The sequence below is a fragment of the Pseudoduganella sp. GW821-FHT12E03 genome (genome assembly GCF_058807115.1).
Genome location: NZ_JBXAQJ010000001.1, coordinates 1 through 24,069 on the forward strand (window position 1 = coordinate 1; position 24,069 = coordinate 24,069).

Consider the following 24,069-nt stretch of genomic DNA (forward strand, 5'->3'; position numbering starts at 1 on the left):
GGTTCGCTGAAAACCACCGTGATCGCCTCGCTGAAATCGAGCCAGGTCTCGGCCCTGACCACGCCGCAGTTGAGCGAACTGACCTCGAGCCAGATCGCGGTACTGAGCACCCAGGTGATCAGCACGCTGAACACGCTGCAAGCGTCGTCGCTGAGCGACACGCAAGTGGCCGCGCTGACCTCGGTACAACTGGCGTCGTTGTCCACCGATTCCGTGGCCGCACTGGGCACCGAAGACGTGGCGGCAATCACCACCAAGTCGCTGGCCGGCTTGAAATCGAGCCAGATCGGTATCCTGACCACCGACCAGGTGGTGGCGCTGGAAACCAGCCAGGTTGCCAGCCTGAGCACCACGCAAGTGGCGGGCCTGACGTCGACGCAAATCCGCCAGATGGAAGAAGATGACCTGGAAGTCATCAAGACCAACGTCATCGCGTCGTTGACCACCTTGCAGATGGCCGGTATTTCCACCGACCAGATCGATGCGCTGACCTCGCTGCAAATCGGCGCGCTGACCACCAAGCAAGTGGCGACCGGCCTGTCGTCGAACCAGTTGTCGCTGTTGAACAGCCTGCAACTGGCCGGCCTGACCAGCGCGCAATTCGCCGCGCTGACCACCGACACCATCGGCGCGATTGCGACCGATGCGATCGGTTCGCTGAAAACCACCGTGATCGCCTCGCTGAAATCGAGCCAGGTCTCGGCCCTGACCACGCCGCAGTTGAGCGAGCTGACCTCGAGCCAGATCGCGGTACTGAGCACCCAGGTGATCAGCACCCTGAACACGCTGCAGGCGTCGTCGCTGAGCGACACGCAAGTGGCCAGCCTGACGTCGCTGCAACTGGCGGCGCTGTCCACCGATTCCGTGGCCGCACTGGGCACCGAAGACGTGGCGGCGATCACCACCAAGTCGCTGGCCGGCTTGAAATCGACCCAGGTTGGCGTGCTGACCACCGACCAGGTGGTGGCGCTGGAAACCAACCAGGTCGCCGGCCTGAGCACGATGCAGATGGCGGGCCTGACGTCGACGCAAATCCGTCAGATGGAAGAAGATGACCTGGCAGCCATCAAGACCAGCGTGATTTCGTCGCTGACCACCTTGCAGCTGGCGGGGGTCTCGACCGACCAGATCGATGCACTGACCAGCGCGCAGATTGCCGCGATGACCACCAAGCAAGTGGCCACCGGCCTGTCGTCGAACCAGTTGTCGATCTTGAACAGCCTGCAACTGGCCGGCCTGACCAGTGCGCAATTCGCCGCGCTGACCACCGACACCATCGGCGCGATTGCCACCGACGATATCGACACGCTGAAGACCACGGTCATCGGCGCGCTGAAATCGAGCCAGGTTTCGGCAATCACCACGGCGCAACTGGGTGAACTGACCACGCAGCAAGTGGCAGCCCTGAGCACGGCGGTGATGGCGAACCTGAACACCAACCAGGCGGCGGCACTGAGCGATACGCAAGTGGCTGCGCTGAGCTCGCTGCAACTGGCGGCACTGGGTACCGACCTGGTGGCGGCGCTGGGCACCGAAGACGTGGCGGCGATCACCACCAAGTCGCTGGCCGGCCTGAAATCCACGCAGATCGCCGCGTTGACGACGGACCAGCTGGTGGCGATGGATACGCTGCAGGTGAGCGCGCTAAGCACGCTGCAAGTGGCTGGCCTGACGTCGTTGCAAATCGCGAAGATGGACGACGCCGATGTGGTGGCGATCAAGTCTTCGGTCATCGCGTCGCTGACCACGCTGCAGATCACGGGCCTGACCACCGATCAGCTGGTGGCCATGACGACCAACCAGTTTGCCGCGCTGAGCAGCAAGCAGGTGACCGGCTTGACCACCTTGCAGATGTCGGTACTGGAAACCACCGACGTGGTGGCGCTGAAGACGGCAACCATCCGGGCGCTGAGTTCCGAACAGTTCGCCGGCCTGACGACCCTCCAGTTGTCGATGCTGTCCACGTTGCAAGTTTCCGCGCTGACCACGATGCAGACGGCGGCGCTGAACACCGACCAGAGCAATGCGCTGGCGGCGGGCAACTCGCCGATCATGCTGGACTTGAACGGCAATGGCTTCCAGACCCTCGCGTTCAGCGCCGGCGTGCAGTTCGACTTGCTGGCCACCGGTAACAAGGCGGGCACCGGCTGGGTCGGCGGCGGCGACGGCTTGCTGGCCCTGGATCGCAACGGCAATGGTTCCATCGACGATGGTTCCGAACTGTTCGGTTCCGGCACCACGCTGGCCGATGGCAGCAAAGCCACCAACGGCTACCAGCCGATGGCCGAACTCGACAGCAATGGCGACGGCAAGCTGACCAGCGCGGATGCCGCGTTTGGCGACCTGCGTGTGTGGGTGGATGGCAACGCGGATGGTGTCAGCGCGGCAAGCGAACTGAAATCGCTGGCTGACCTGAACATCACCAGCCTGAACCTGGATGCCAAGGCCGATGGCTCGCTGAACAACGGTAACCTGGTGGGCTTGACGTCCACCTACGAAACCGCTGACGGCCAGACCCATGCGGCAGCCGACGTCTGGTTCGCCGGCCGGACCGTGGGGACGGAATCGTCCGACCTGCGCGGCAATGTCAGCGGCCTGGTGCAGTCGATGTCGTCCTTCAGCGGCGCGGCCCCGGCAACGGGCGCAACGCTGACGCTGGATGCCGGCGGCAGCGTCGCCACCAGTGTGGCGAGTCTGGCGGCGGCGATCGACCAGTTCGATACTGCCAAGCTGAACGGCGCGGCGGACCTGGCGGCGACCGACAGCGACCTGCGCCTGAAAGCACTGTCGAGCGGTGCAGGCCAGGGCGGTATCCTGGCGGCGAAGTAAGCGGTCACCGGCGGGAGTGATCCCGCCGATGTGCCAGCCCACGAAAAGCAAGGCTTCGGCCTTGCTTTTTTATTTTTCCGGCCACATTAATGTTTGCATAATATAAATGACTAGTGAAATTTAGAAATTAATCGACAGTTACTAGCAATTGATTTAGAGTGCTTGGTTTGCGCTCGGTCCCGCAGTCAAGGTGCTTGTGCGCGCCCTCAATGGAAAAAATTCCGATGCCACAAGCAAGTCACGTCCGCCGCTTTGCCGCCGCCACGCCCACTGTACCGGTGGGGTATTAATGACGGCTGGGCAGGGACCGCGCGGCCTGACCGCGCGCAGTAAATTGATGCGCCTGGCGCTGGAAACCTATGTGACCTTGCCGCTGTCGATGGCGCTGCTGCTGGGCGCGATCTGGGCATTTACTTTCCACTTCATTGACATCGAGCGCCAGGCCGCCCGCGCCGGCGCCGCCGATTCGGTGCAGGAACTGGCCGACACCTATGAAGCGCAAGTCGCGCGCAACCTGGGCGGCATCGAACAGACCTTGCGCGTGATTGCCTATGCGGTCGAGCGCAAAGGCGCGTCCGGCGCCCTGGCTGAGCTGAACCTGCACGGCTTGCTGCCATCGGGCCTGGTGTTTACGGTCAGCATCACCGATGCGGAAGGCCGTATCGTGGCGCGCAATCCCGCCGCCCGCGCTTTGTCCGCCGCCAGCCAGCCATACTTCCGCGTCCATCGCGACACGCCGGGTCAGGATGTGCGCGTGGGCGAAACCCAGGCCGATGACAGCACCGGCGATCCCCGCCTGCATTTCACGCGCCGCCTGAATGACGCCGATGGCCAGTTTGCCGGTGTGGTGGCGATCGATGTCGACCCCGGCTACTTCACCGCGGGCTATGAACGCCGCCGCCAGGGAGAACTGGGTGTGCTGGCCCTGGTCGGCAATGACGGCGTGGTGCGCGCACAGCGTACCGGCGACAAGATTTCGTGGGGCGACCAGATTGACTTGCGCGCGGAAATCGGCGCACCGGCCACCCATAGCTGGGATGGCGTGCAGCGCTATGCGGCGGCGCGCCAGTTGCAGGGTTTCCCGCTGCTGGCCCTGGCCGGCCTGTCGGAACAAGAACAGATGGTGCAATTCGAACAGCGCCGCCGCAACAGCCTGATGGAAGCGGGCGTGGCCAGCGCCGTGCTGGTGGTGCTGGCGTCGATGGCGTGGTACTGGGCTTGGCAGGGCGCCCGCGCGCGCCGCCGCATCCGCCGCGCCAATGAAACCTATGCCGCCGCGTCGGAAGCCAACATGGACGCTTTTTTTGTCTTGCGCTGCGAACGCGACCGCAAGGGCGCGATCCAGGATTTCCGCATCGATACCGCCAACCGCCGCGCGGAAAAGCTGACCGGGCTGACGCGCGAACAATTGCAGGGCATGACCTTGGGACTATGGCTGCCGCAGGCGCGCCATAACGGAATTTTTGGCGCGCTGGAGCGCGTGATGGGCAAGGGCGGCATTTACGAAGAAGAATTGCACAACACCATGCCGCAATTGCATGCGCGCTGGCTGCACTGGCAAGTGGTGGCGGTGGCCGACGGCGTGGTGGCGATCGTGCGCGATATCAGCGAGCGCAAGCTGGCGGAAGAACGCATCGTGCACATGGCGCACCATGACACCCTGACCGGCTTGCCGAACCGTAGCCTGATCGAAGACCGCCTGCGCCAGGCCATCCTGCATGGCGAGCGCAATGACCGCGAAGTGGCGGTGGCGTTCATCGACCTCGACAGTTTTAAACTGGTCAACGATGGCCTGGGCCATACGGCCGGCGATGAATTGCTGAAGGAAGTCGCTTCGCGCATGGTGGGCTGCGTGCGCCGCCACGACACGGTGGGGCGCTTTGGCGGCGACGAGTTCGTGCTGGTGCTGCCGGAGCAGCATGACAGCGAGGGCGCGCTGATGATGTTGCTGGACAAGATACGGGAAGCCGTGGTGCGTCCGGTGGTGCTTGACGGCCAGCCAGTGCAAGTCAGCTGCAGTATCGGCGTGGCAATGTATCCGCGCGACGGCAGCGATCCCGATACGCTGTTGATGAACGCGGATTCCGCCATGTACCGCGCCAAGGATACCGGCAAGAACAACGTGCAGTTCTACACGCAGGAAATGAATGCCAGCCTGGAAGAAAAGCTGGCCTTGATGGAAGGCTTGCGCACCGCGTTGCACGCCGACGAATTCCTGGTGCAATACCAGCCGAAAGTGCGGCTGGAAAACGGCCGCGTGTTTGGTGTGGAAGCGCTGCTGCGCTGGCGCCACCCGGAGCGCGGCATGATGCCACCCGACCAGTTCATTCCGCTGGCCGAGGAAAGCGGCGCCATTGTCGCGATCGGCGAATGGGTGTTGCTGACCGCGTGCCGCCAGGGCCGCGCGTGGCAAGACATGGGTTTGCCGCCGATTACCATTTCCGTCAATGTGTCGGCGCGCCAGTTTGACGATGCGCGCCTGGTGGCGCGGGTGCGCCGCGCGTTGGAGGTCAGCGGACTCGAACCTTGCTGGCTGGAACTGGAAGTCACGGAAAGCCTGATCATGCGCGACTTGCAGCAATCGGTGGCCAAGATGCGTGAATTGAAAGCCATGGGCATTTCGCTGTCGATCGACGATTTCGGCACCGGCTACTCCAGCCTGGCCGCGTTGAAATCGTTCCCGATCAGCAGCCTGAAAATCGATAAATCGTTCGTGCGCGACCTCGATACCAACAGCGATGACCAGGCCATTGCGCGCGCCATCATTTCGCTGTCGCACCAGTTGCAGTTGCGCGTGATTGCGGAAGGGGTGGAAACCACCGAGCAGCGCAGCTTCCTGCACGAGAGCGGCTGCCACGACATGCAGGGTTATTTGTTCAGCCGCCCGGTGGCGCCGGAACTGATCCAGGGCATGCTGGAAGGGCAGGCCGACGCGGATCTGGCGGAATCGAGCCTGGCATAGGCAAGTTGCATTAGAATGGACGTACTGCAACTTCCTGTGGCCACGTCATGAGTGAATTTTCCGACGACATCTATACCGAACCGTCCGATGTGGACGTCAATACGCTGGCCAACCTGGGGCCGCTGGCGCCCATGGCCGGTGTGTGGGAAGGTGCGCGCGGCCTCGACATCAAGCCCAAGAAAGACGGTCCGCGCAAGCAGGCATATGTCGAGCGCATCGAGTTGCAGCCGATCGACCCGGTCACCAACGGACCGCAACTGTTTTACGGTTTGCGCTATGTGATTTTCATTACCAAGCCGGACCAGGTCAAAACCTACCATGAACAGGTTGGCTACTGGCTGTGGGAGCCGGCGACCGGCACGGTGATCCAGACCCTGGCGATACCCCGCGGGCAAATTGCGATGGCGTCCGGCACCTGCGCGCCCGATGCGACAACCTTTGAACTGGTGGCCGAGCGCGCCTCGGAAACCTATGGCATCCGTTCCAACCCGTTCCTGGAATATGGCTTCAAGACAGTGGAATACCGCATCAAGGTGACCATCCATGACGATGGCACCTGGGGCTATGAAGAAGATACCGTGATGCTCATCCGCGGCAAGGAAGACGAGCCGTTCCATCACATCGACCGCAATTTGTTGCATAAGGTAGGGGAGCCGACGCCAAACCCGCTTGCGCGACGCTGACCAGCCCATACCGCAATGAGACTGACTTCGTTTACCGACTACACACTGCGCTCGCTGATTTACCTCGGCATGCACCGTGACAATCTGGTCACCATCCAGGATATCGCGGACTTGCACGCGATCTCGAAGAACCACCTGACCAAGGTGATCCACCAGCTGGGCGTGACCGGCCTGGTGGAAACCGTGCGCGGCCGCAATGGCGGCCTGCGGCTGGGCAAGGAGCCGGAAGACATCAATATCGGCGCCGTGGTGCGCCAGAGCGAATCGGATTTTTTCATGGCCGAGTGCTTTGACACCGAGAACAATTCCTGCGTGCTCGACGGGAACTGCTACCTGAAGGTCAAGCTGAAGGAAGCCACGGAAGCGTATTTGCAGGTGCTCGATGGCTTGACCCTGGCGAAGCTGTTGCCGCGCCAAAAAGAGGGCATGCCAGCGGAAGCCCAGCCGCTGCAATTCATGCCGCGGGCGCCAAACCCGTAGGGCGGTTTTCGCGCGAGCGAAAGCCGCCATGCAGGCGCCGCCGCCAGCGCGCGCCGATGCTGCGATGCGGGCAGGGCGGCTTCCGCCCTGCGGAGACCGCCCTACGGTGTCACCGCGACAGCGGGATTAGACCAGCAACGCCGCGTTCATCGCGGCCGCGTCGCGTTCGGCCTCGGCCATGACTTGTTCCATCATTTCATCGTCTATGAACAAGTCGATCACGGAATCGCCTTGCGGTGGCAATTCGCGTGGTGGCGGCGCCATTGGCGAGGCCACCGGCGACAGCTGATTGGCCAGGATCAGCGTATCGAGCAGGGTTTCCGGCGGAATTTGCAGGAAGCCGTCGCGCAGGTTCTGGATCGCCGTGCTGACGGGGTCCGGCACGTTGAGCTTGGCCAGCACTTCGCGCGTGATGATTTCTTCGCTGGCCGGTTGCCAGTTGTCGGGATCGTCATCGAGCAGGCCGGGGAATTCATCGGCGCGCGACAACAGGTAGAAGTTGCCGACCTCATGCAGGATCGACGCGAACAGTGCGGTGTCGGGATTGGCGCCGGTGACTTCCCGCGCCAGGATACGGGCCAGGCACGCCACGTTCACCGTGTGCTGCCACAGCTGTTCCGCCTTGGCGCGCACGTCGGGATTGGTGATTTTCGCGCCGAATGAGCGCACCACCATGGCGGCCGCCAGCGCAAACAGGTTGTGGTAGCCGATGCGCATGATGGCGGAGCGGACATTGACCACTTCCGGGCCGCTGGTGCGGTTGAACATGGCGGAATTCGACAGCGCCACCGTGCGCGCGGCCAGCTGGGGCTCTTGCAGCACCAGGCGGATTGCTTCTTCGATGGGGCAGTCGGGATCGTCCAGCGCCAGCTGGACACGCAGCGCCGCGTTGACGCTGGTCGGGAAGACGAGGTCGCCGCGGATCGCAAGGGCGGCGATGTGGCCGTAAGCTTCGAGTTTGTTCATGTAAAAATTATACGCATGCGCCCACGCTCTCACAATGGAAGGTTGCGTGACAGGGGCGCGGCGTGGCGGCGGCACATCGGCCGCCGCCGTCCGGCATGGCGCGGCAGGGTGGCCGCCGCGCTGCGGAGTGGCCGGCGTTATGCGCCGACCAGTTCCGGACGGCCAACCGCTTGCTCGCGGCTGTAGCGGCTGACCGACAAATCGTCCGCCTTGATGGCGGGGCGCTTGGCCGACATGATATCGGCCAGCAATTGGGCGGAACCGCAGGACATGGTCCAGCCCAGGGTGCCGTGGCCGGTGTTGACGAACAGGTTGCGCACGCCTGTGCGGCCGACCACCGGGGTGCCATCCGGGGTCATCGGACGCAGGCCGGTCCAGAATTCGGCCTTGGCGGTATCGCCGGCGCCCGGGAACAGGTCGTTGACCACCATTTCCAGGGTGGCGCGGCGGCGCGGGTTCAAGCCCTTGTCAAAGCCGGCGATTTCCGCCATGCCGCCGACGCGGATGCGGTCGTCGAAGCGGGTCACGGCAATCTTGTAGGTTTCATCCAGGATGGTCGAGGTCGGCGCCGCGTCGGCGTTGACGATCGGCACCGTGATGGAATAGCCCTTCAGCGGGTACACCGGAATTTTCACGATGTCGGCCAGCAATTGCGTCGAGTAGGCGCCGAGCGCCACCACGAAGCTGTCCGCTTCCACCAGTCCCGATTCAGTCATGACGCCTTTGACTTCATCGCCGGCCATGGCCAGGCTGGAAATGTTGACGTTGTAGCGGAACTTGACGCCCAGTTGTTCCGCCATGGCCGTCAGGCGGGTGGTAAACAGCTGGCAATCGCCGGTTTCATCGTTCGGCAGGCGCAGGCCGCCCACCAGCCGGTCTTTGGAACGGGCCAGGCCCGGTTCGGCATGGACCAGCTGGTCGCGAGTCAGCAATTCAAACGGCACGCCGGTTTCCTTGAGGACGTCGATATCCTTGGCGGCGCCATCGAGCTGTTGCTGAGTGCGGAACAGTTGCGTCGTGCCTTGCTGGCGGCCTTCGTATTCGATGCCGGTGGCGGCGCGCAGCGCCTTGAAGCAGTCGCGGCTGTATTCAGCCAGGCGCACCATGCGTTCCTTGTTGACGGCATAGCGCTCGGCATTGCAGTTCTGCAGCATTTGCCACATCCACTGCAGCTGGAACAGGGTGCCGTCCGGACGGATCGCCAGCGGCGCGTGGCGCTGCAGCATCCACTTCATGGCTTTCAGGGGAATGCCGGGCGCGGCCCACGGGGAAGCGTAGCCAGGAGAAATCTGGCCGGCGTTGGCGAAGCTGGTTTCCTGGGCGGAAGCGCTCTGGCGGTCCAGGACCGTCACGTCATGGCCGGCCTGGGCCAGGTAATACGCGCTGGTCACACCGATGACGCCACTGCCGAGAATTACGATACGCATACGCTTCCTTGTGGTGGGTTGCTGTTGTAGTTTATGCTGCTATGGTATTTATGTTTTACTAGTATTTGTTACTGTATATTCAGAATAAAACAGGAAAAATTCATGAGAACGCAGCGTGAAACCGTCCGCGCGCTGGACAAGCTGGACCGCAAAATCCTGCGTATCCTGCAAGAAGACGCGCGGATTTCCATGAAAGACCTCAGCGAACAGGTGGGCTTGTCGATCACGCCGGTGATCGAGCGGGTCAAGCGCATGGAGCGCGACGGCGTCATCACCGGCTACCACGCGCGCATCAGCGCCCCGGCGCTGGGGGCGAAGTTGCTGGTGTTCGTGGAAATCACGCTCAATACCAAGTCGGCATCGATGTTCGAGCAATTCCGCCGCGAAGTGCTGCGCATTCCGGAAGTGCAGGAATGCCACCTGGTGTCCGGCGACTTTGATTACCTGATCAAGGCCCGCATCCATGAAATGGCGGAATACCGCAAGCTGCTGGGCGACATGCTGCTGCAATTGCCGGGCGCGGCGCAGTCCAAGAGTTATGTGGTGATGGAAGAGATCAAGGAAACGCTGTTCTTGTCAACGGACACCCCGGTATAAAAGATAGTGCGGGCTTTGAAGCGTAGCGTGCTTGCTACAGTGTGCGCGGGATCTATAATGTTCTGACAACTTCCCGACGAGCACAACATGGAGCCTGAACATTTAATCGACGTCCGCAGCCTGGACGAGCATTTATCGAGCGACCACAGTTTCGGATCGGCGCTGGCGCGCACGGTCGGCGCCATTGCCGCCGCCGACGGCGCGCCGAGCCTGGCGCAATTTGCCGCCGTGACGGACCTGGCTGGTGAAGGCAAGGCGTCCGCGGTCTTCAATGCGCTGGTGTTGAACGCGATTGAATCCGGTGTCAGCGTGGACTGGGCGCTGCAGGCGCTGTCGCGCAGCGCGGTGGGCGTCGACCACCAATCGCGCGAAGGCGCGTTCACCTTGCTGCGGCCCCTGATCGCGCTGCAAAACGGCAAAGCCCGCGCGCTGGCCAACAAAGTCGCCAAAGCGCTGGGCATCCGCCTGCGCATCGATGAACTGGCGGACTTGCCGCTGGAAGAAGACCGGAACTTGCTGGCCAATATCGGCGACCAGGCGCGCAAGCTGGTGCGGGGCCGCTCGGTGGCCGACACCGTGGCGGACTTCGGCCGTCAGACCGGCAATATGGAACTGATCGACAGCGCGCGCCGCTGCCAGTCCGGCAAAGTCGACCTTGACCAGTTACGGGTCCAGGCGCAGCGCGCGGCCGCAGCGATCCAGGCCGCCGTGCTGGCTTACCAGGAACATGCCGAGGTCCAGGTGGCGCTGGCGGCGCAGGCGGAGTCGCTGGTGGCCGCCGCGCTGGAATTGAAGCGGCAAGTGCAGCAGCGCCTGGCGCTGGTCGATGCGCGCATCGCGCATGAACGCAGCACCCTGTGGCAAGACATTGACGATGCCGTGCATGACGCGGGCAACGCGATCGAACTGGCGATCACCGACCGCTTGAATACGGATCAGTGGAAGGATGGCGATGTCTGGGACAGCATTGCCCGCAACCAGTTCGGCCAGGAAATGGAGCGCCGCCTCGACCGGGTGGTGCGGCGCAAGGAAGAAGCGCTGAATTTGCTGACGCACGATTTACGGCTGTTCCAGTCCGACATGCGGATGTCGCAAAACACGATATTCCACCATGAACACCACGCGGCGCTGGCCAAGCTGATGCCGCGCTTGCGCGTTGGCACGCGGCTGGCGAACAAGGCGGAAACCGCCGCCAACATTACCCTGATGGGCGGCGCCGTGGCGGCGGCCGGGACCGGCACGGCCGCCTATGTGTTTGGCGTGGCCGTGATCATGCCGGTGGTGGTGCCGGTGGCGCCGTTTGTCGGCGGCGCCGTGCTGCTGGCCGGGGCCTTCAAATGGTTTGCCGACGCGGGCAAGCGCAAGCGCTCGGAAATCCGCGATAAGCGGCGCTCGTTCGAGGAAGAGTTGCGCAAGCGCCTGAAGGAAGCTGAAAATTCATACACGGCGCAGCTGGAGCAAGTCGCCGTTGGCTTCCACGAATCGGCGCGGCAAGTGCTGACGCCGATTTTGCTGGAAGCCGAAGCGGCGGGCAGGGTGCAGCAGATGCGGGCGCGGATCGCGGGGAAGGTGATTGCGCAGTCGCAGGCGGCGGTGAAATTGCTGGAGCAGGAGGTGGGGCAGGTGGGGGCGCCGCATTGAGGAGTATTTAACGTGCTTATCCCCTATGACCAGCTGTACCTGACGGACGAACTGGCCTTGTTCTGCCGGCCTGGGTGGCGTACTACGAGCGCTTTGGCATGGAAGTGGCTGGAAGGGGATCCGGGGGCGAATCCGGGGAATATCAGCAGGGATTTGCGGCTGGAGATCTATCGAGTTGTGGGGGCGATTGCTGGATATGATGGTTCGTAATGGGGGCGCTTCCGCCCCGAAGCGTACCATTGGGAGCAGTGAAGCTGTCACGTCGAACCGTACAAGCTAGCGGCCATTTCGTAGCTTATGAAGCTCGACTGGGACCGCAACGAGCGCTAGTGCGCCAAACGCCACGAGCAAAATTAAGCAGACGGCGAGCCAGGAAATGGGCTGATCACGCCAGTACAGACCAGCCGTACTAGCAATTACAACACCGAGGATGAGCAACCAACTCTTCTTCAATACGTTTACAACTGCGGTTCTAAACATTCCTCTTCCTTCTCTAGTAGTCACCGTCCGCTTATGGCTGCGGATTCAACCGGTCGACGCAACACATTGGTGGAATCGTTGAGCCGGGGGGCGTACTCTAACGTTTATCTTCCCGCAGAATCTATTCTTCAGCGCAGGCAGTCGGAAATCGTTCACGCCATTGACTGAAATCTCCCTCGGCTGCCTTAGCTTCGACCAGCATGCGTTCCACGTTGATGAAACCAAACAGCTTGGCGTATTCGCGCAGGTCAATGTCATCCATCCCATCTTCGAGAGCATCAAGGAATAACTCGGCGAGTAGCCCCTGAAGTGATGGGTGGCGGCACCATACTTCATCAATATTCTCTAAACTACACCGTTCGAAGTGGCCATTGGTCGGGTTAAAGTAGTTAATCACGACCCCGCACTCCCAAAGCGCCACAATGCCACGCTCAGCAATGGGCGATGAACGCCAATAGTATGCTGGTTGGCAAAGGTAGCCAAAGGGCCGATCTAGGCGGCCGAGTTCTAGATGGCGAATCATGCCTTCTGTGATACCCACCTTGCGCAAGGCATCCTTATTCATAAGCCTTTTACCTCATCGTTTAAATACTAGTAACGGCGTCTGCGACCGTTGCCTCCTGGACTGTCTGAACGCCCAACGTCCGTTCTTGGCCGGAAGCGCCCCCCCCAACGGCTCCATTCCACCGGACAGCCGTGTCCAGCGCAAGTCAGATAGTGTGCCTGATCCATTGCCGCAATCGCAAGTGATGCGTTTGCTTTTCGCAGGCAAGCCGCAAGGGCATGTGTCCCACCCCGGTCCCTCTGGTAAACCGTCTGGGATATAGCACCTGGCAGCATCAGGTCGCGGTTCGGTAACTTTTGCGCATGGCAAACATGACCATGCTAGTCTGTCATGATCCAGAACAATATGGAGGCCGTATGCGCCTGCGTTGCGCCACGCTTTGCCTGTTGTTGACCACGCCGCTGATGTGCCTGGCGGATGATGGGCCGCCCGTCACGCCTTACCGTCCGTCGGTGTCCAGCCCGGCCTCGTTGCCGGCGCCGGGCCAGCTCGAGCTGGAACTGGGCGGACTCGGCCAGCGCGACCATGGCACGCGCCGTAACAGCCTGCCGTATGCGCTGAAGCTGGGTTTTAGTCCGGCCTGGGGCGTGGTGGTCAGCGGTGAAGCGCTGGTGTCGCAGCGTGGCCCGGGCGCCTCCCGCGCGCGGGGTGTTGGCGATACCGCATTCACATTGAAACGCGCCTGGGCGGCAGGGGACGGCGAAGCGTATGGGCTGGAGTTGACGGCGCGTGCCCCCACGGCAAAAAGCGGCATTGGCAGCGGTAAGGCGGACTATGCGCTGAATGGCATTTGCAGCCGCGATTTCGGCGCCGTGCACCTGGATGCCAACCTGAATGCGACCCGCATCGGCGCACCGGCACCCGGCGAAGGCCGGATACAAACCGGTGCGTCGGCATCGTTTTCCATGCCCGTCAATGACAAGTGGGGCGCCACCGTTGAACTGGCCGGTGCGCGGCGCAGCGGCACGCCATCGACCGCGCAGGTGCTGGCGGCGGCCGCTTACAGTCCCCATCCGCGCCTGACCGTCGATGTCGGCGTGGCGCGCGGACTGAACCACGCGACGCCGCAATGGGCGTGGTTTACCGGCTTGGTGTTGCCAATCGCTAACTTTTAGTCTGCTTATGTACGCTGGCGTACAGACGTTGATGCTTGGAAACATTACAATGGCGGGGTAGTTCAACAGGTGTATAACCCAACCAAAAAAATCATTATGAACAAGATCCTGATCGCAGCCAGCCTGCTGGCAGTGTCCGCAGCCGCCAGCGCACAGAACGTTTCCATCAGCGTGGGCCAGCCCGGCTTTTACGGCCGTATCGATATCGGCAACATGGCGCCGCCGCCGGTGATTTACGCGGAACCTGTCATCATCCAGCGCCCGGTGCGCGTGATTGAAGCGCCGTTGTACCTGCGTGTGCCGCCTGGCCATGAAAAGAAATGGTCCAAGCACTGCGGCAAGTACAACGCGTGCGGCCGCAAGGTATATTTTGTGCGCGACGACTGGTACACCAACGATTACGCGCCACGCTACCGCGATGGCCACCATGGTGGCGGCAACCACGGCGACAACCATGGCCACGGGCACGGCCATGACAAGCACGATAAACACGACAAACACGATAAACACGACAAGCACGAAGGCAAAGGCCACGGCAAAGGGCACGGCAAGGATTAAGCCGCCCGGCCCCGTCGCCGGCCTGTGTGAAAGGAGCGCCATTGCACAGCAAAATCGTCATAGTGGGAGGCGGGGCCGGCGGCTTGGAGCTGGCCTGTAAACTGGGCCGCAAGCTGGGTCCGCAACATGGACCCGGGCAGGTGATGCTGGTGGACAGCCGCCTGTACCATATCTGGAAACCGTCGCTGCATGAAGTGGCGGCCGGCACCCTGGACATACACCAGGAAGGCTTGTCGTACCAGATGCTGGCGCACGACAATGGCTTTACCTTTGTCTATGGCCCGATGACGGCGCTGGACCCGCAGGCCCGCACCTTGACGGTGGCGGCCATCGCCACTGCGGAACACGAAGAAGTGCTGCCGGAACGGGTGATTGCCTTTGACTCGCTGGTGCTGGCGATCGGCAGCACGTCCAATTACTTTGGCGTGCCCGGCGCGAAAGAGCACACGATTTCCCTCAATGCCACCGAAGATGCGGAACGCTTCCGCCTGACCTTGCTCAAGCTGCTGACCAAGGCCGCGCTGCGCAAGGGGCAGGGCGCGGCGCCGGACCGCGCCGCCACGCCCGCTGACCCAGCCGCCGGCAGTACCGGCCCGGGCGCCGACGGCGTCGACATCGTCATCATCGGCGGTGGCGCCACCGGGGTGGAGCTGGCGGCGGAATTGCGCGAAGCCAGCGGCGTGTATGCCGCCTACGGTTTCGGTCACCTGGACGCCATGCGCGATGTGCGCATCACCTTGCTGGAAGGGGCTCCGCGCATCCTGGCGCCGCTGCCGGAGCGGGTCTCCGCCGCCGCGCTGCGGCTGCTCAATCAACGGGCCATCAAGGTGGTTACCAATACCCAGGTCACGGAAATTTCGCCTGATGCAGTCAGCACCAAGGACGGCGGACGCTACCGGGCCGATATCGTGGTGTGGGCCGCCGGGATCAAGGCGCCGGATTTGCTGGCGACCCTGGGCTTGCCCACCGTGAAGGGTGGACAGCTCGATGTCGCGGCCAACCTGGCGGTACAGGGTTTCCCCGCTATTTATGGTCTCGGCGATTGCGCATCCTGCAAGGGCGCCGATGGCAAGCCCGTGCCTCCTCGCGCGCAGGCCGCGCACCAGCAGGCCGATTACCTGGCGGACCGGTTCTTGCGCGAAGCCGCCGGCAAGCCGGCATCGACCTTGCCGTATGTGTACCGCGACTATGGCTCGCTGGTGTCGTTCGGGCAGACTTCGTCCGTCGGCAGCCTGATGGGATCGTTGAAGGGGTTGAACTGGTTCGTGGATGGGTTTGTCGCACGGCTGATGTACACCAGTTTGCACCTGATGCATCACCAGGCGGTGCTGGGGACGGTGCGCACCGCGGTGCTGGCGATTGCGCGGTTCTTGATTAAACGGTCGACGCCGCTGGTCAAGTTGCATTGAGCGGGTTGGCACGCACGGCGGCTTCGCTGGCGCGAAACCGCCCTACGCATTTCCCATTTGTGGCGGGATCAACCCTGCGTGCTAAGCCGCCGGCTTCGGCAGCACCACCGTCAATATCGTGCCGCCGGCAAGTCCGGCCGCCAGCGTCACCGTCCCGCCCAGGTAAGCGGCCCGCTCGCGCAGCAGCCGCAAGCCATGCTTGCCCGGGCAATCGATTGACTGCCCGCCGGGGCCGACCCCGTTATCCTTCACCGTCAGCATGATCTCGTCCTCATTGTCGTCCACGATGACATCGACTTCGCTGGCCTGGGCATGGGCGGCAATGTTGCTCAAGCCTTCTTCCACGGCGCGCAGCATCACCACATGATGGCTGCGCGGGCAGTGTGGTTCATCGTCCGGCAGGCTGGCGCGGGCCGGTATGTTGTGGTCGGCGCCGAATTGCGTCACCAGTTCGCCCAGCGCCACGCGCATGCCGAGGAATTCCAGCTTGTCATTCCACAGCCGGTGCTGCATTGCGCGGTTGGTTTCAATGATGTTATGCAGCAGGTTTTTCATGGCCGTGGCGCGGTCTTGCAGCGCCGGTTCCTGCGGCATTTTTTGCATCAGGAGGCCCAGGTGCATGGTCAGCGCCGTCAGCGACGAACCGACGCTGTCATGCAGCTGGCGCGACAACTGGCGGCGTTCATTGTCCCAACAGGTGTAGCTGTGGCCGAGTAATTCATTCAGGTCGGCGGCACGCAGGGCGTCATGCGAAGCAAGCTCGGATTCGGGTGCGGTAGGTCCGGACATGGCAGGCTCATTTGGAGAAGCGGATGGCGCGATCATACCTGTGCCCGGCAAAAGTTGTCGCACGGACTCGCCTGCCGGCTGTGGTATCCCACTCACGTCTTGACGGTAGCCGGGGCGCAGGAACCGATGGCTTTCATCAAGTTGTCGATATCGACTGGTTTTACCAGGTGCAAGTCAAACCCGGCCTCCAGCACGCGGCGCTGGTCTTCCGCCAGGCCATAGCCGGTCAAGGCGATCAGTTTCATGTCCTGGGTGGCGGGATTGGAACGCAGGCGGCGCGCCACTTCATAGCCATCGATGCCGGGCAGGCCGATGTCAACCAGCGCCAGGTCGGGACGGAATTGTTCCGCCACTTCCAGGCCTTGCAAGCCATCGGCCGCATGGCGCACTTCAAAGCCATAGCACGACAGCATCATGGCCATCATTTCACGGCCATCATCGTTATCTTCAATCAGCAGCACGGTAGGCTTGCCGGTTTCTGTTGTTTCCATAATAGGGGACCTCGGTTCTGCCGGCGGCGCAATGCGCGGCAACCGGACTGTAAAGATACTGCCTTCGCCAGCGCCATCGCTGTAGGCGCTGATGGCGCCGCCGTGTAATTCAATCAAGCGGCGCACCAGCGCCAGGCCGATGCCCAGGCCGCCCTGGGCGCGGTCCAGGGTGCTGGTGCCTTGCACGAAGACGTCAAACACTTGCGGCAACAGGTCGGCGCCGATACCAACGCCACTGTCTTCGATCGACACCGTCACTTCCTTGTTATCGCAGTCGCAACTGATGTGGATCGCCCCGCCGGGGGGCGTGTATTTCAATGCATTGTCGAGCAGGTTGCTGATGATTTGTTCCAGCCGGGTGGTGTCGCCACTGACCCAGCCCGGTTCCACGTCCAGGGTCACGGCATGGCCGCCGGTGCGGCCCGTGGTGCGGTACGTGTGCAGGCACGACGTGACCAGGTCCGCCATGTTCAGCGGAGCCAGGTTCAGCAAGATCTTGCCGGACATGGCGCGGCTCAAGTCCAGCAAGTCGTCCACGATGCGGCCCAAATGGCGGCTCTGGCGCTGGATGATTTGTTTGGCGCGGCCCATGCTTTCCGTCGAGGCGCCAGGCAAGCCCAGCAGCGAGGCGGCGCTGCTGATGGCGGACAGCGGATTGCGCAATTCATGGCCGAGCATGGCAAGGAATTCATCCTTGGCGTGGTTTTGCCGCTCCGCCACCTTCCGTTCTTCGATTTCCCGTGTCAGCCGCTTGTTGGTGGCGGTCAATTCCGTGGTGCGCTGGCTCAACTGGCGCGCCTGCTTTTTCAATTCCTCGTTTTTCATGGCCAGCGCCACAAACACGGAAATCTTGGCGTGCAGGATTTGCGGGATCACGGGGGTGAACAGGAAATCCACCGCGCCGCGCTGGTACGCCTTTAAGCGGTCCAGCTCGTCCGCGACAAAGGCGGTAATAAAGATGATGGGAATGTCGGCCGACTTGGCGCGCTGGTGGATGGCTTCGGCGGTTTCAAAGCCATCCATGCCAGGCATGTTCACGTCCAGCAAGATCACGGCAAAGTCGTGCATCAATACCTGGCGCAAACCTTCCTCGCCGGACCGCGCCGCGATGACTTCATACGATTCCTGGTCCGACCACTGTGCCAGCAGGCTGGTCAATGCAAACAAACTGTTGGCATCGTCGTTGACCACCAGGATTTTTGGTTTGTCTATTTTGGGCACGGTTGAGCTATCGGTGAAGACGTTGTTTCGCCAGACAAACTATTGTCAGATCATAACAACCTGACAAAACCATGTCAAAAGTGCGTCTCGTAACGGAACAAGGGTTAGTGTACGCCTGCGCACAGTCGGCGGGGTGCACACATGCCATAGTGAAACCGGATTTGACCAACCCTCGAAAGGATGCGCATTATGAATATCGATACTGTCGTGGACAAGGCGTGGACCGCCAAATGTTTCCGCGAACTGGCCGATGCACCGGTCAGCGCGTTGCGCGGCGTCAGCGCGGCCGATGCCAAAGCGCTGGCCAAGGCCTTCAACGTGACCACGGTGCGGGACCTGGCGCAGCTGGAATTCGTCAAGTGGGCGCAGGCCATCACGGTCCTGGCCGACCACGAGCAGCCGGGGCCGGCGGAAATTGCCAAGGAAACCTTGCTGGACGAAGCGGTGGAAATGACGTTCCCCGCCAGCGATCCGATCTCCGTCGACGCGGGCATCACGCGCATTGAAGTGGCGCCGGAAAAAGTCGATGCGTGCACCGATCACCAGCATGCGGCGCGGACGGAAGCATCGACGGAAGAGGGCGTGCATAAGGAAGAAGAGTTGGCCACGCATTAACAACTCACCGCAGCCCGTCCATCTCACGGGCTGCGGTGCTTACACTGCCTGCGCTTGTGCCGCGCCCACACCTACAGGTGGTGTCGCACCATCGAGCGCATCGGGCGCCAGCGGCAGTTGCGCCACACAGTAGCGGTTCTTGCCGCTGCGTTTGGCTTCATACAGCGCCTGGTCGGCCATGTGGATTAACTGGTTGACATCATTGGCGTGATCCGGGAACAACGCGATGCCAATGCTGGTCGACAGGTTCAACGTCAGGTCGCCGACCTGATAGGGTTCGGACACCACTTCGATCAGCTTCGATGCCGGTTCCTGCGCGCTGGCCACGTTCGTCACCTCCGCCAGTACGATGACAAATTCATCGCCACCCACGCGCGCCACGGTATCTTCCTTGCGGGAAGAATTGACCAGGCGTTGCGCCACCTGCTTGAGGATTTCATCCCCGGTGGCGTGGCCGTGCGTGTCATTGATGGGTTTGAAGCCATCGAGGTCCAGGTACATGACGGCGGCCTTGCGGTTGTGGCGCGTGGCGTGCTGCAAGGTGGTGGCGATACGGTCTTCCAGCAGGCGGCGGTTCGGCAAGCCGGTCAGCGGGTCGTGCAGCGCGAGTTCCTGCTGCTTTTTGCTGTATTGCGCCAGCTCCTTGTAGAGCAGCCGCACTTCCAGCATGTTGTGGATGCGTTTATGGACTTCCAGCAAATCAAAGGGCTTGCTGATGAAGTCGCGCGCACCGGCTTCCAGTGCCGCGATCTTGAAACTGGGCTGCGCGGTCAGGGCCAGAACCGGCAGGTAGCCGTCTTGTTCGATTTCCTTCAGGCCCTTCATGACCTGGAAGCCGTTCAATTCCGGCATCTGCAAGTCCAGCAAGATCAAATCGTAGCAGTGGCGGCGGTGCAGTTCGCATACTTGTTCCGGCAACATGGTCGACGAGACGTTCATATAGCCGGCATCGCGCAGGATTTCAATCATGAGGTCGATATTATCGGCGCAATCGTCCACCACTAAAATCTTGGCGTTCAGAATTTCGTCCGGGCTGGGCATAATGAGTCTCGTTAAAACAGTTACTTATTTTGAAAGTGTATGCTGCCATGCCAGAGCACGGCGCACGTAACTACAAGTTGTTAGAAGTTATATCGTCAGACTTCCGGGCAACTGAAGTCAGTTCACAATTCCTAGTCTAGCAAAGCTTTTCCTAGTTGCCTGTAGGACAGCATGCCGTCTTACGGTAGGATTGGATAATATTCCACATGGAAATATAAGTTTCTATCAAGAATTTGTCAAATTCATAAGCACAGAGCGATAGCGTTTATCAGTTCCGCAGGCTCGACGGGTTTGGAGACGTGGTTGCGGAAGCCGGATTCCAGCGCCTTCAAGCGATCTTCCGAACGTGCAAACGCGGTCAGCGCAATGGCCGGCACGTTGCCGCCGCGGTGCGGGCCGAGGGCGCGCACCTTGGCCAGCAATTCAAAACCATCGATATCGGGCATGCCAAGATCGCTAACCAACAGTTGCGGCAGGGTGCTTTCCACCAGGGCCAGCGCTTCCTGCGCGTTGTTGGCGGTCGATACTTTTGCATTGCAATCATTGAGGATGCGTTTGATCAGGTCACGCGCGTCCGGTTCGTCATCGACCACCAGCACCCGCAAGCCCTGCAAGTCGCACAGGCCCGATTCCGGTTCGGCGGCCGGCGGCAGCGGCGCCATGCCGGTGACGCGGTGTTGCCGCTGCCCGGACGCGCCGCCGCTGGCGCGCGGCAGGTTGACGGTAAAGCTGGCGCCATGGCCTTCGCCGGTGCTGCTGGCGGCCACGGTGCCGCCATGCTGTTCCACCAGGTGCTTGACGATCGACAGGCCCAGCCCCAGTCCGCCGTGGCGGCGGGTGGTGGTGGAATCGGCCTGGCGGAACCGTTCAAACACGTGGGCAATGAATTCCGGCCGGATGCCGATGCCGGTGTCCATGATGGTGATGGCCACGTGGCCATCGGCTTCCCCGGCGCGCACGGTGACCGCGCCCCCTTTTGGGGTGAACTTGATGGCGTTCGACAGCAGGTTCCAGATCACTTGCTGCAGGCGGCTGGGGTCGGCGGCGACCATGCTGGTGGTGGAGAAATCGCGGGTCAAGGTGATGGCTTTCGCATCGGCGGCCGGGCGCACGGTTTCTATCGCGGCATCGATGACGGTCAGCGGCGACAGCAATTGCATGTCGAGCAGCACCTTGCCGGACGTGATGCGGCTCATGTCGAGCAAGTCTTCAATCAGTTGCGCCTGCGCGCGGGCGTTGCGCTCAATGGTTTGCAAGCCCTTGTGCAAGTCGGCCTCGTCGCGGCTGCCGCGCCGCAATACCTGCGCCCAGCCGAGGATCGCGGTCAGCGGCGTGCGCAGTTCATGCGACAGCGTGGCCAGGAACTCATCTTTCATCTGGCTGGTGCGCTCGGCCTCGGCACGCGCGCTGCGTTCGCTGTCGAGCAGTACCTTGCGTTCTTCGGCGGCTTTCTGCGCCGCCTCGTACAGCCGCGCATTGTCGATGGCGATGCCGGCCTGGGCGGCAATGCCATTGATGATGCGCTCGGTCCGGTCATCAAACATGGCCGGTTCCGGATGGCCGAAGAACAGGCTGCCGATCACGTCGCCATTGCGGGAGATCACCGGCACCGCCAGATAGCTGCGCACCACCGGATGGCCGGGCGGCACCCCTTCATAAGGTGCGTTGTGGCCATAGCGGGGATCGGTCAACACGTCATCGATCCGGATCACCCCTTCGCCGCGCATCGACGGGCCGAAAATCTGCGTGGCGCGCGGGTGGGGGAAGTGGGCAAAGCGTTCGCGCGGCAGACCGGACAAGGTGTACAGCGTTAACTTGTCGCCGTCGGGCGAGGTGGTGGTATAGAAGAAGGCGCCAAAGCGGGCGCCGCTGATGCGGGTGCACGCATCGGTGACTTCCTGCAGCAGCGAGCGCAAATCGCGCTGCGACGTGATGGCGTTGCCGGTGTTGTTCAGCAGTTCGAGGACATTGGTTTCATCGCGCAGCGCTTCCTGCACGCGCTTGACCTGGTCGACGTCGGTGCTGGTGCCGAACCAGCGCGTGATGCGGCCGGTGCTGTCGCGCACCGGATTGGCGCGCGACAGGAACCAGCGGAACTGGCCATCGGCGCCGCGGATCGGAAATTCCATCTCGAACGGCTCGCCGCTGCGCAGCGATTGCTGCCAGTGCAGGCGGATCGCGGGCAGGCATTCCTGGTCGTAGACTTCTTCCCAGCCGCCGGCCGGCGCCAGGTCGCGCGACAGGCCGGTGTATTCATACCAGCGCTCGTTGTACCACACCACCGCGCCATCAAAGCGGGCGATCCAGGCCAGTTGCGGAATCGAATTGGCCATGGCCTGCATTTCTTCCTGGTTCTGGCGCAGCGCGTTTTCCGCACTCTTGCGGTCGGAAATATCCTGCACCATGCCGGTCATGCCGAGCAGGGCGCCATCGTCGCCATAATTGCCATGCCCTACCACGGACAGCCAGCAGCGTTCACCGCCCTGGCGCACGATGCGGCACTCGATATTGAAATCAGCGCGTTCCGTGAACGCCCGCAGGAAGGCCGCCGTGGCCTGGGCGCGGTCATCCTCGAACAGGTGGCCGGCCAGCGCATCCCAGCTGACCATGCATTCGCCCGGCAAGCCGAACAGTTCCGCTGCGCGCCGGCCCAGGATCACCTGGCTGGTGGCGGCATCCCACACCCAGTCGCCCATCTTGCCGGCGGCCAGCGCCACTTGCAGGCGGTTGGCGCTTTCGCGCAGGGTCCGTTCTTCGGTTTTACGCTTGCTGATGTTTTGCAGGCTGGCCGCCAGTCCGGCCTTTGACGGCCAGGCGCGCACATCGAGCCACAGCTTGCGGGGCAGGTAATACAGTTCAAAGCTGGCCGATTGCTGCTGTTCCAGTGCGCGCCGGAATTGCGCTTCCAGCACGGTGCCGCACAGCTCGGGCAGCGCCTGCCACAGCTCCTGGCCGGTCAGGCCGGTGGCGTCACTCTCGGGCGACAACAGTTCGGCCACCTGCGGATTCAGATAAGTAATGGTCCAGTCGGGCGCCAGCACCAGGAAGCCATCGGTGATGCTTTCCAATACGGCGCTCATGCGCTCGGACATTGCGGGATCGAAAGGGAGGGTCATGTTGAGTAGTTGCCGCCTGTCGACTTATTGTATCCAAACATCTTTTTAACCGCCGCACCGGAGGTTAGGGATGGCCTTAGCCCGCCAGCGCCGCCTGCAACTGGTCCAGGTCATATGGTTTGCGGATCGTGGTGGCGGCAAAGCCCAGGCCGCGCGTCAGCGCGTCGCCATAGCCTGTTGCAAAAATGACACGCAAGGCCGGATATTGCGCGATGGCGGTGCGGGCCAGTTCGATACCGGATATGCCGGGCAGGCTGACATCGGTAAACAAGATGTCGCATGGCTGGGCGCTTAATTGCTGCAGCGCCAGTTCGCCGCTGGCCGCAGTATCAACGGCATAGCCGAAGGTGCGCAGGATTTCCGCTGCGAGATACAGCGAATCCGGATTGTCTTCCACGACCATGATGCGCGGGACCGTGGCAGGTGAAGCGTCGGTACTCTGTGGCAAAATCATTTGCGTATTGTCAAAAACATCAAGGTTGATGACATCGTACACCAAACGGCAAAAAAAAAGCCCGCTGACTGGAGCGGGCTGAATCTATTTCCGAGGAGGAGAATAGAGGAGACAGGTGCAATGATGCCGTTGTTTCTGCAAGGAATCCAATTTTGATTGGTGATGAGCGCTATCATGTTCCTGAATGGAATTTCTGCCAATTGTGCCGTTTCATTACACTTGGATTTAATTTCATAAATTCCCTCTGGACAAGGCAAAAAGACTTCCCTATAATCTTGCTTCCTTCGACGGCACAGCCAAATAAGGAAAGCAGAAAACGCAAGATTCCGTGTCTTAACGTTTGATGTTTAGCAGTAAGATCGCAGTTGATGTAAAACGTAATAACGATGCGGCTGTAGCTCAGCTGGATAGAGTACTTGGCTACGAACCAAGGGGTCGTGGGTTCGATTCCTGCCAGCCGCACCAGTTTTTACGATACAGTAGTAAAGTAGTACCGTAGTAAAACGCTCTTGAAATCGTAATCAGGGGTGGCAGTAAAAAATGTAATAGCGATGCGGCTGTAGCTCAGCTGGATAGAGTACTTGGCTACGAACCAAGGGGTCGTGGGTTCGATTCCTGCCAGCCGCACCA

Annotated in this window: 18 protein-coding genes and 2 tRNA genes; 12 read left to right on the forward strand and 8 right to left on the reverse strand. The window is 61.7% G+C overall.

The window, feature by feature from the left end:
* From AC1RRC_RS00005 to AC1RRC_RS00020, 4 genes are all read left to right on the forward strand, one after another.
* Positions 1–2,829: beta strand repeat-containing protein (locus AC1RRC_RS00005; RefSeq protein WP_493053183.1), on the forward strand; the 2,829-nt coding region annotated here is incomplete at its 5' end.
* A 289-nt stretch (positions 2,830–3,118) separates the two neighbouring features.
* Positions 3,119–5,791, forward strand: a complete 2,673-nt coding sequence (locus tag AC1RRC_RS00010) for a bifunctional diguanylate cyclase/phosphodiesterase (protein ID WP_493053184.1) — start codon at positions 3,119–3,121, stop codon at positions 5,789–5,791.
* Between the two features lie 47 nt (positions 5,792–5,838).
* Positions 5,839–6,474 carry an FABP family protein gene (locus AC1RRC_RS00015; protein ID WP_493053185.1) on the forward strand — a complete coding sequence of 212 codons (636 nt, stop codon included), beginning with the start codon at positions 5,839–5,841 and terminating at the stop codon, positions 6,472–6,474.
* Between the two features lie 15 nt (positions 6,475–6,489).
* Positions 6,490–6,954 carry an RrF2 family transcriptional regulator gene (locus AC1RRC_RS00020; protein WP_493053186.1) on the forward strand — a complete coding sequence of 155 codons (465 nt, stop codon included), beginning with the start codon at positions 6,490–6,492 and terminating at the stop codon, positions 6,952–6,954.
* A 126-nt stretch (positions 6,955–7,080) separates the two neighbouring features.
* Here AC1RRC_RS00020 and AC1RRC_RS00025 read toward each other — a convergent pair whose 3' ends face one another.
* Together AC1RRC_RS00025 and AC1RRC_RS00030 are read right to left on the reverse strand one after the other, a co-directional pair.
* On the reverse strand, positions 7,081–7,920 hold the full coding sequence (locus AC1RRC_RS00025; RefSeq protein WP_493053187.1) for an HDOD domain-containing protein: 840 nt from the start codon (positions 7,918–7,920) through the stop codon (positions 7,081–7,083).
* A gap of 137 nt (positions 7,921–8,057) precedes the next feature.
* Positions 8,058–9,347 (reverse strand): D-amino acid dehydrogenase, encoded by a 1,290-nt coding sequence (locus AC1RRC_RS00030; RefSeq protein ID WP_493053188.1) that lies wholly within the window; start codon positions 9,345–9,347, stop codon positions 8,058–8,060.
* Between the two features lie 102 nt (positions 9,348–9,449).
* On the opposite strand from AC1RRC_RS00030, the gene AC1RRC_RS00035 reads away from it, so the two are divergent.
* Together AC1RRC_RS00035 and AC1RRC_RS00040 are read left to right on the forward strand one after the other, a co-directional pair.
* Positions 9,450–9,944, forward strand: a complete 495-nt coding sequence (locus AC1RRC_RS00035) for an Lrp/AsnC ligand binding domain-containing protein (RefSeq protein WP_493053189.1) — start codon at positions 9,450–9,452, stop codon at positions 9,942–9,944.
* Between the two features lie 87 nt (positions 9,945–10,031).
* A complete protein-coding gene (locus AC1RRC_RS00040; protein ID WP_493053190.1) occupies positions 10,032–11,585 on the forward strand; it encodes a hypothetical protein in 1,554 nt (517 codons plus the stop codon).
* A 601-nt stretch (positions 11,586–12,186) separates the two neighbouring features.
* On the opposite strand, the gene AC1RRC_RS00045 is transcribed toward AC1RRC_RS00040, so the two are convergent.
* Positions 12,187–12,630: a hypothetical protein gene (locus tag AC1RRC_RS00045; RefSeq protein WP_493053191.1), complete on the reverse strand. Its 444-nt coding sequence runs from the start codon at positions 12,628–12,630 to the stop codon at positions 12,187–12,189.
* A gap of 356 nt (positions 12,631–12,986) precedes the next feature.
* On the opposite strand from AC1RRC_RS00045, the gene AC1RRC_RS00050 reads away from it, so the two are divergent.
* The 3 genes from AC1RRC_RS00050 to AC1RRC_RS00060 all read left to right on the forward strand — a co-directional run bounded on the left by AC1RRC_RS00050 (position 12,987) and on the right by AC1RRC_RS00060 (position 15,712).
* Entirely contained in the window at positions 12,987–13,745 is a 759-nt protein-coding gene (locus AC1RRC_RS00050; RefSeq protein WP_493053192.1) for a transporter, read from the forward strand.
* Between the two features lie 96 nt (positions 13,746–13,841).
* Entirely contained in the window at positions 13,842–14,303 is a 462-nt protein-coding gene (locus AC1RRC_RS00055; protein ID WP_493053193.1) for a hypothetical protein, read from the forward strand.
* A 41-nt stretch (positions 14,304–14,344) separates the two neighbouring features.
* Entirely contained in the window at positions 14,345–15,712 is a 1,368-nt protein-coding gene (locus AC1RRC_RS00060; protein WP_493053194.1) for an NAD(P)/FAD-dependent oxidoreductase, read from the forward strand.
* Positions 15,713–15,793: 81 nt separating this feature from the next.
* Here AC1RRC_RS00060 and AC1RRC_RS00065 read toward each other — a convergent pair whose 3' ends face one another.
* Positions 15,794–16,501 (reverse strand): sensor histidine kinase, encoded by a 708-nt coding sequence (locus AC1RRC_RS00065; protein ID WP_493053195.1) that lies wholly within the window; start codon positions 16,499–16,501, stop codon positions 15,794–15,796.
* A 92-nt stretch (positions 16,502–16,593) separates the two neighbouring features.
* Positions 16,594–18,213: a response regulator gene (locus AC1RRC_RS00070; protein WP_493053196.1), complete on the reverse strand. Its 1,620-nt coding sequence runs from the start codon at positions 18,211–18,213 to the stop codon at positions 16,594–16,596.
* Positions 18,214–18,402: 189 nt separating this feature from the next.
* On the opposite strand from AC1RRC_RS00070, the gene AC1RRC_RS00075 reads away from it, so the two are divergent.
* Positions 18,403–18,828 carry a hypothetical protein gene (locus AC1RRC_RS00075; protein ID WP_493053197.1) on the forward strand — a complete coding sequence of 142 codons (426 nt, stop codon included), beginning with the start codon at positions 18,403–18,405 and terminating at the stop codon, positions 18,826–18,828.
* Positions 18,829–18,867: 39 nt separating this feature from the next.
* Here AC1RRC_RS00075 and AC1RRC_RS00080 read toward each other — a convergent pair whose 3' ends face one another.
* From AC1RRC_RS00080 to AC1RRC_RS00090, 3 genes are all read right to left on the reverse strand, one after another.
* On the reverse strand, positions 18,868–19,869 hold the full coding sequence (locus AC1RRC_RS00080; RefSeq protein WP_493053198.1) for a diguanylate cyclase domain-containing protein: 1,002 nt from the start codon (positions 19,867–19,869) through the stop codon (positions 18,868–18,870).
* A gap of 242 nt (positions 19,870–20,111) precedes the next feature.
* Positions 20,112–22,985, reverse strand: coding sequence for an ATP-binding protein (locus AC1RRC_RS00085; RefSeq protein WP_493053199.1), 2,874 nt, complete (start codon positions 22,983–22,985; stop codon positions 20,112–20,114).
* A gap of 76 nt (positions 22,986–23,061) precedes the next feature.
* Complete coding sequence (locus AC1RRC_RS00090) at positions 23,062–23,439, reverse strand: response regulator (RefSeq protein WP_493053200.1); 378 nt, start codon at positions 23,437–23,439, stop codon at positions 23,062–23,064.
* Between the two features lie 388 nt (positions 23,440–23,827).
* On the opposite strand from AC1RRC_RS00090, the gene AC1RRC_RS00095 reads away from it, so the two are divergent.
* Positions 23,828–23,904, forward strand: a tRNA-Arg gene (locus tag AC1RRC_RS00095).
* Positions 23,905–23,992: 88 nt separating this feature from the next.
* Positions 23,993–24,069: transfer RNA gene (locus tag AC1RRC_RS00100), tRNA-Arg, on the forward strand.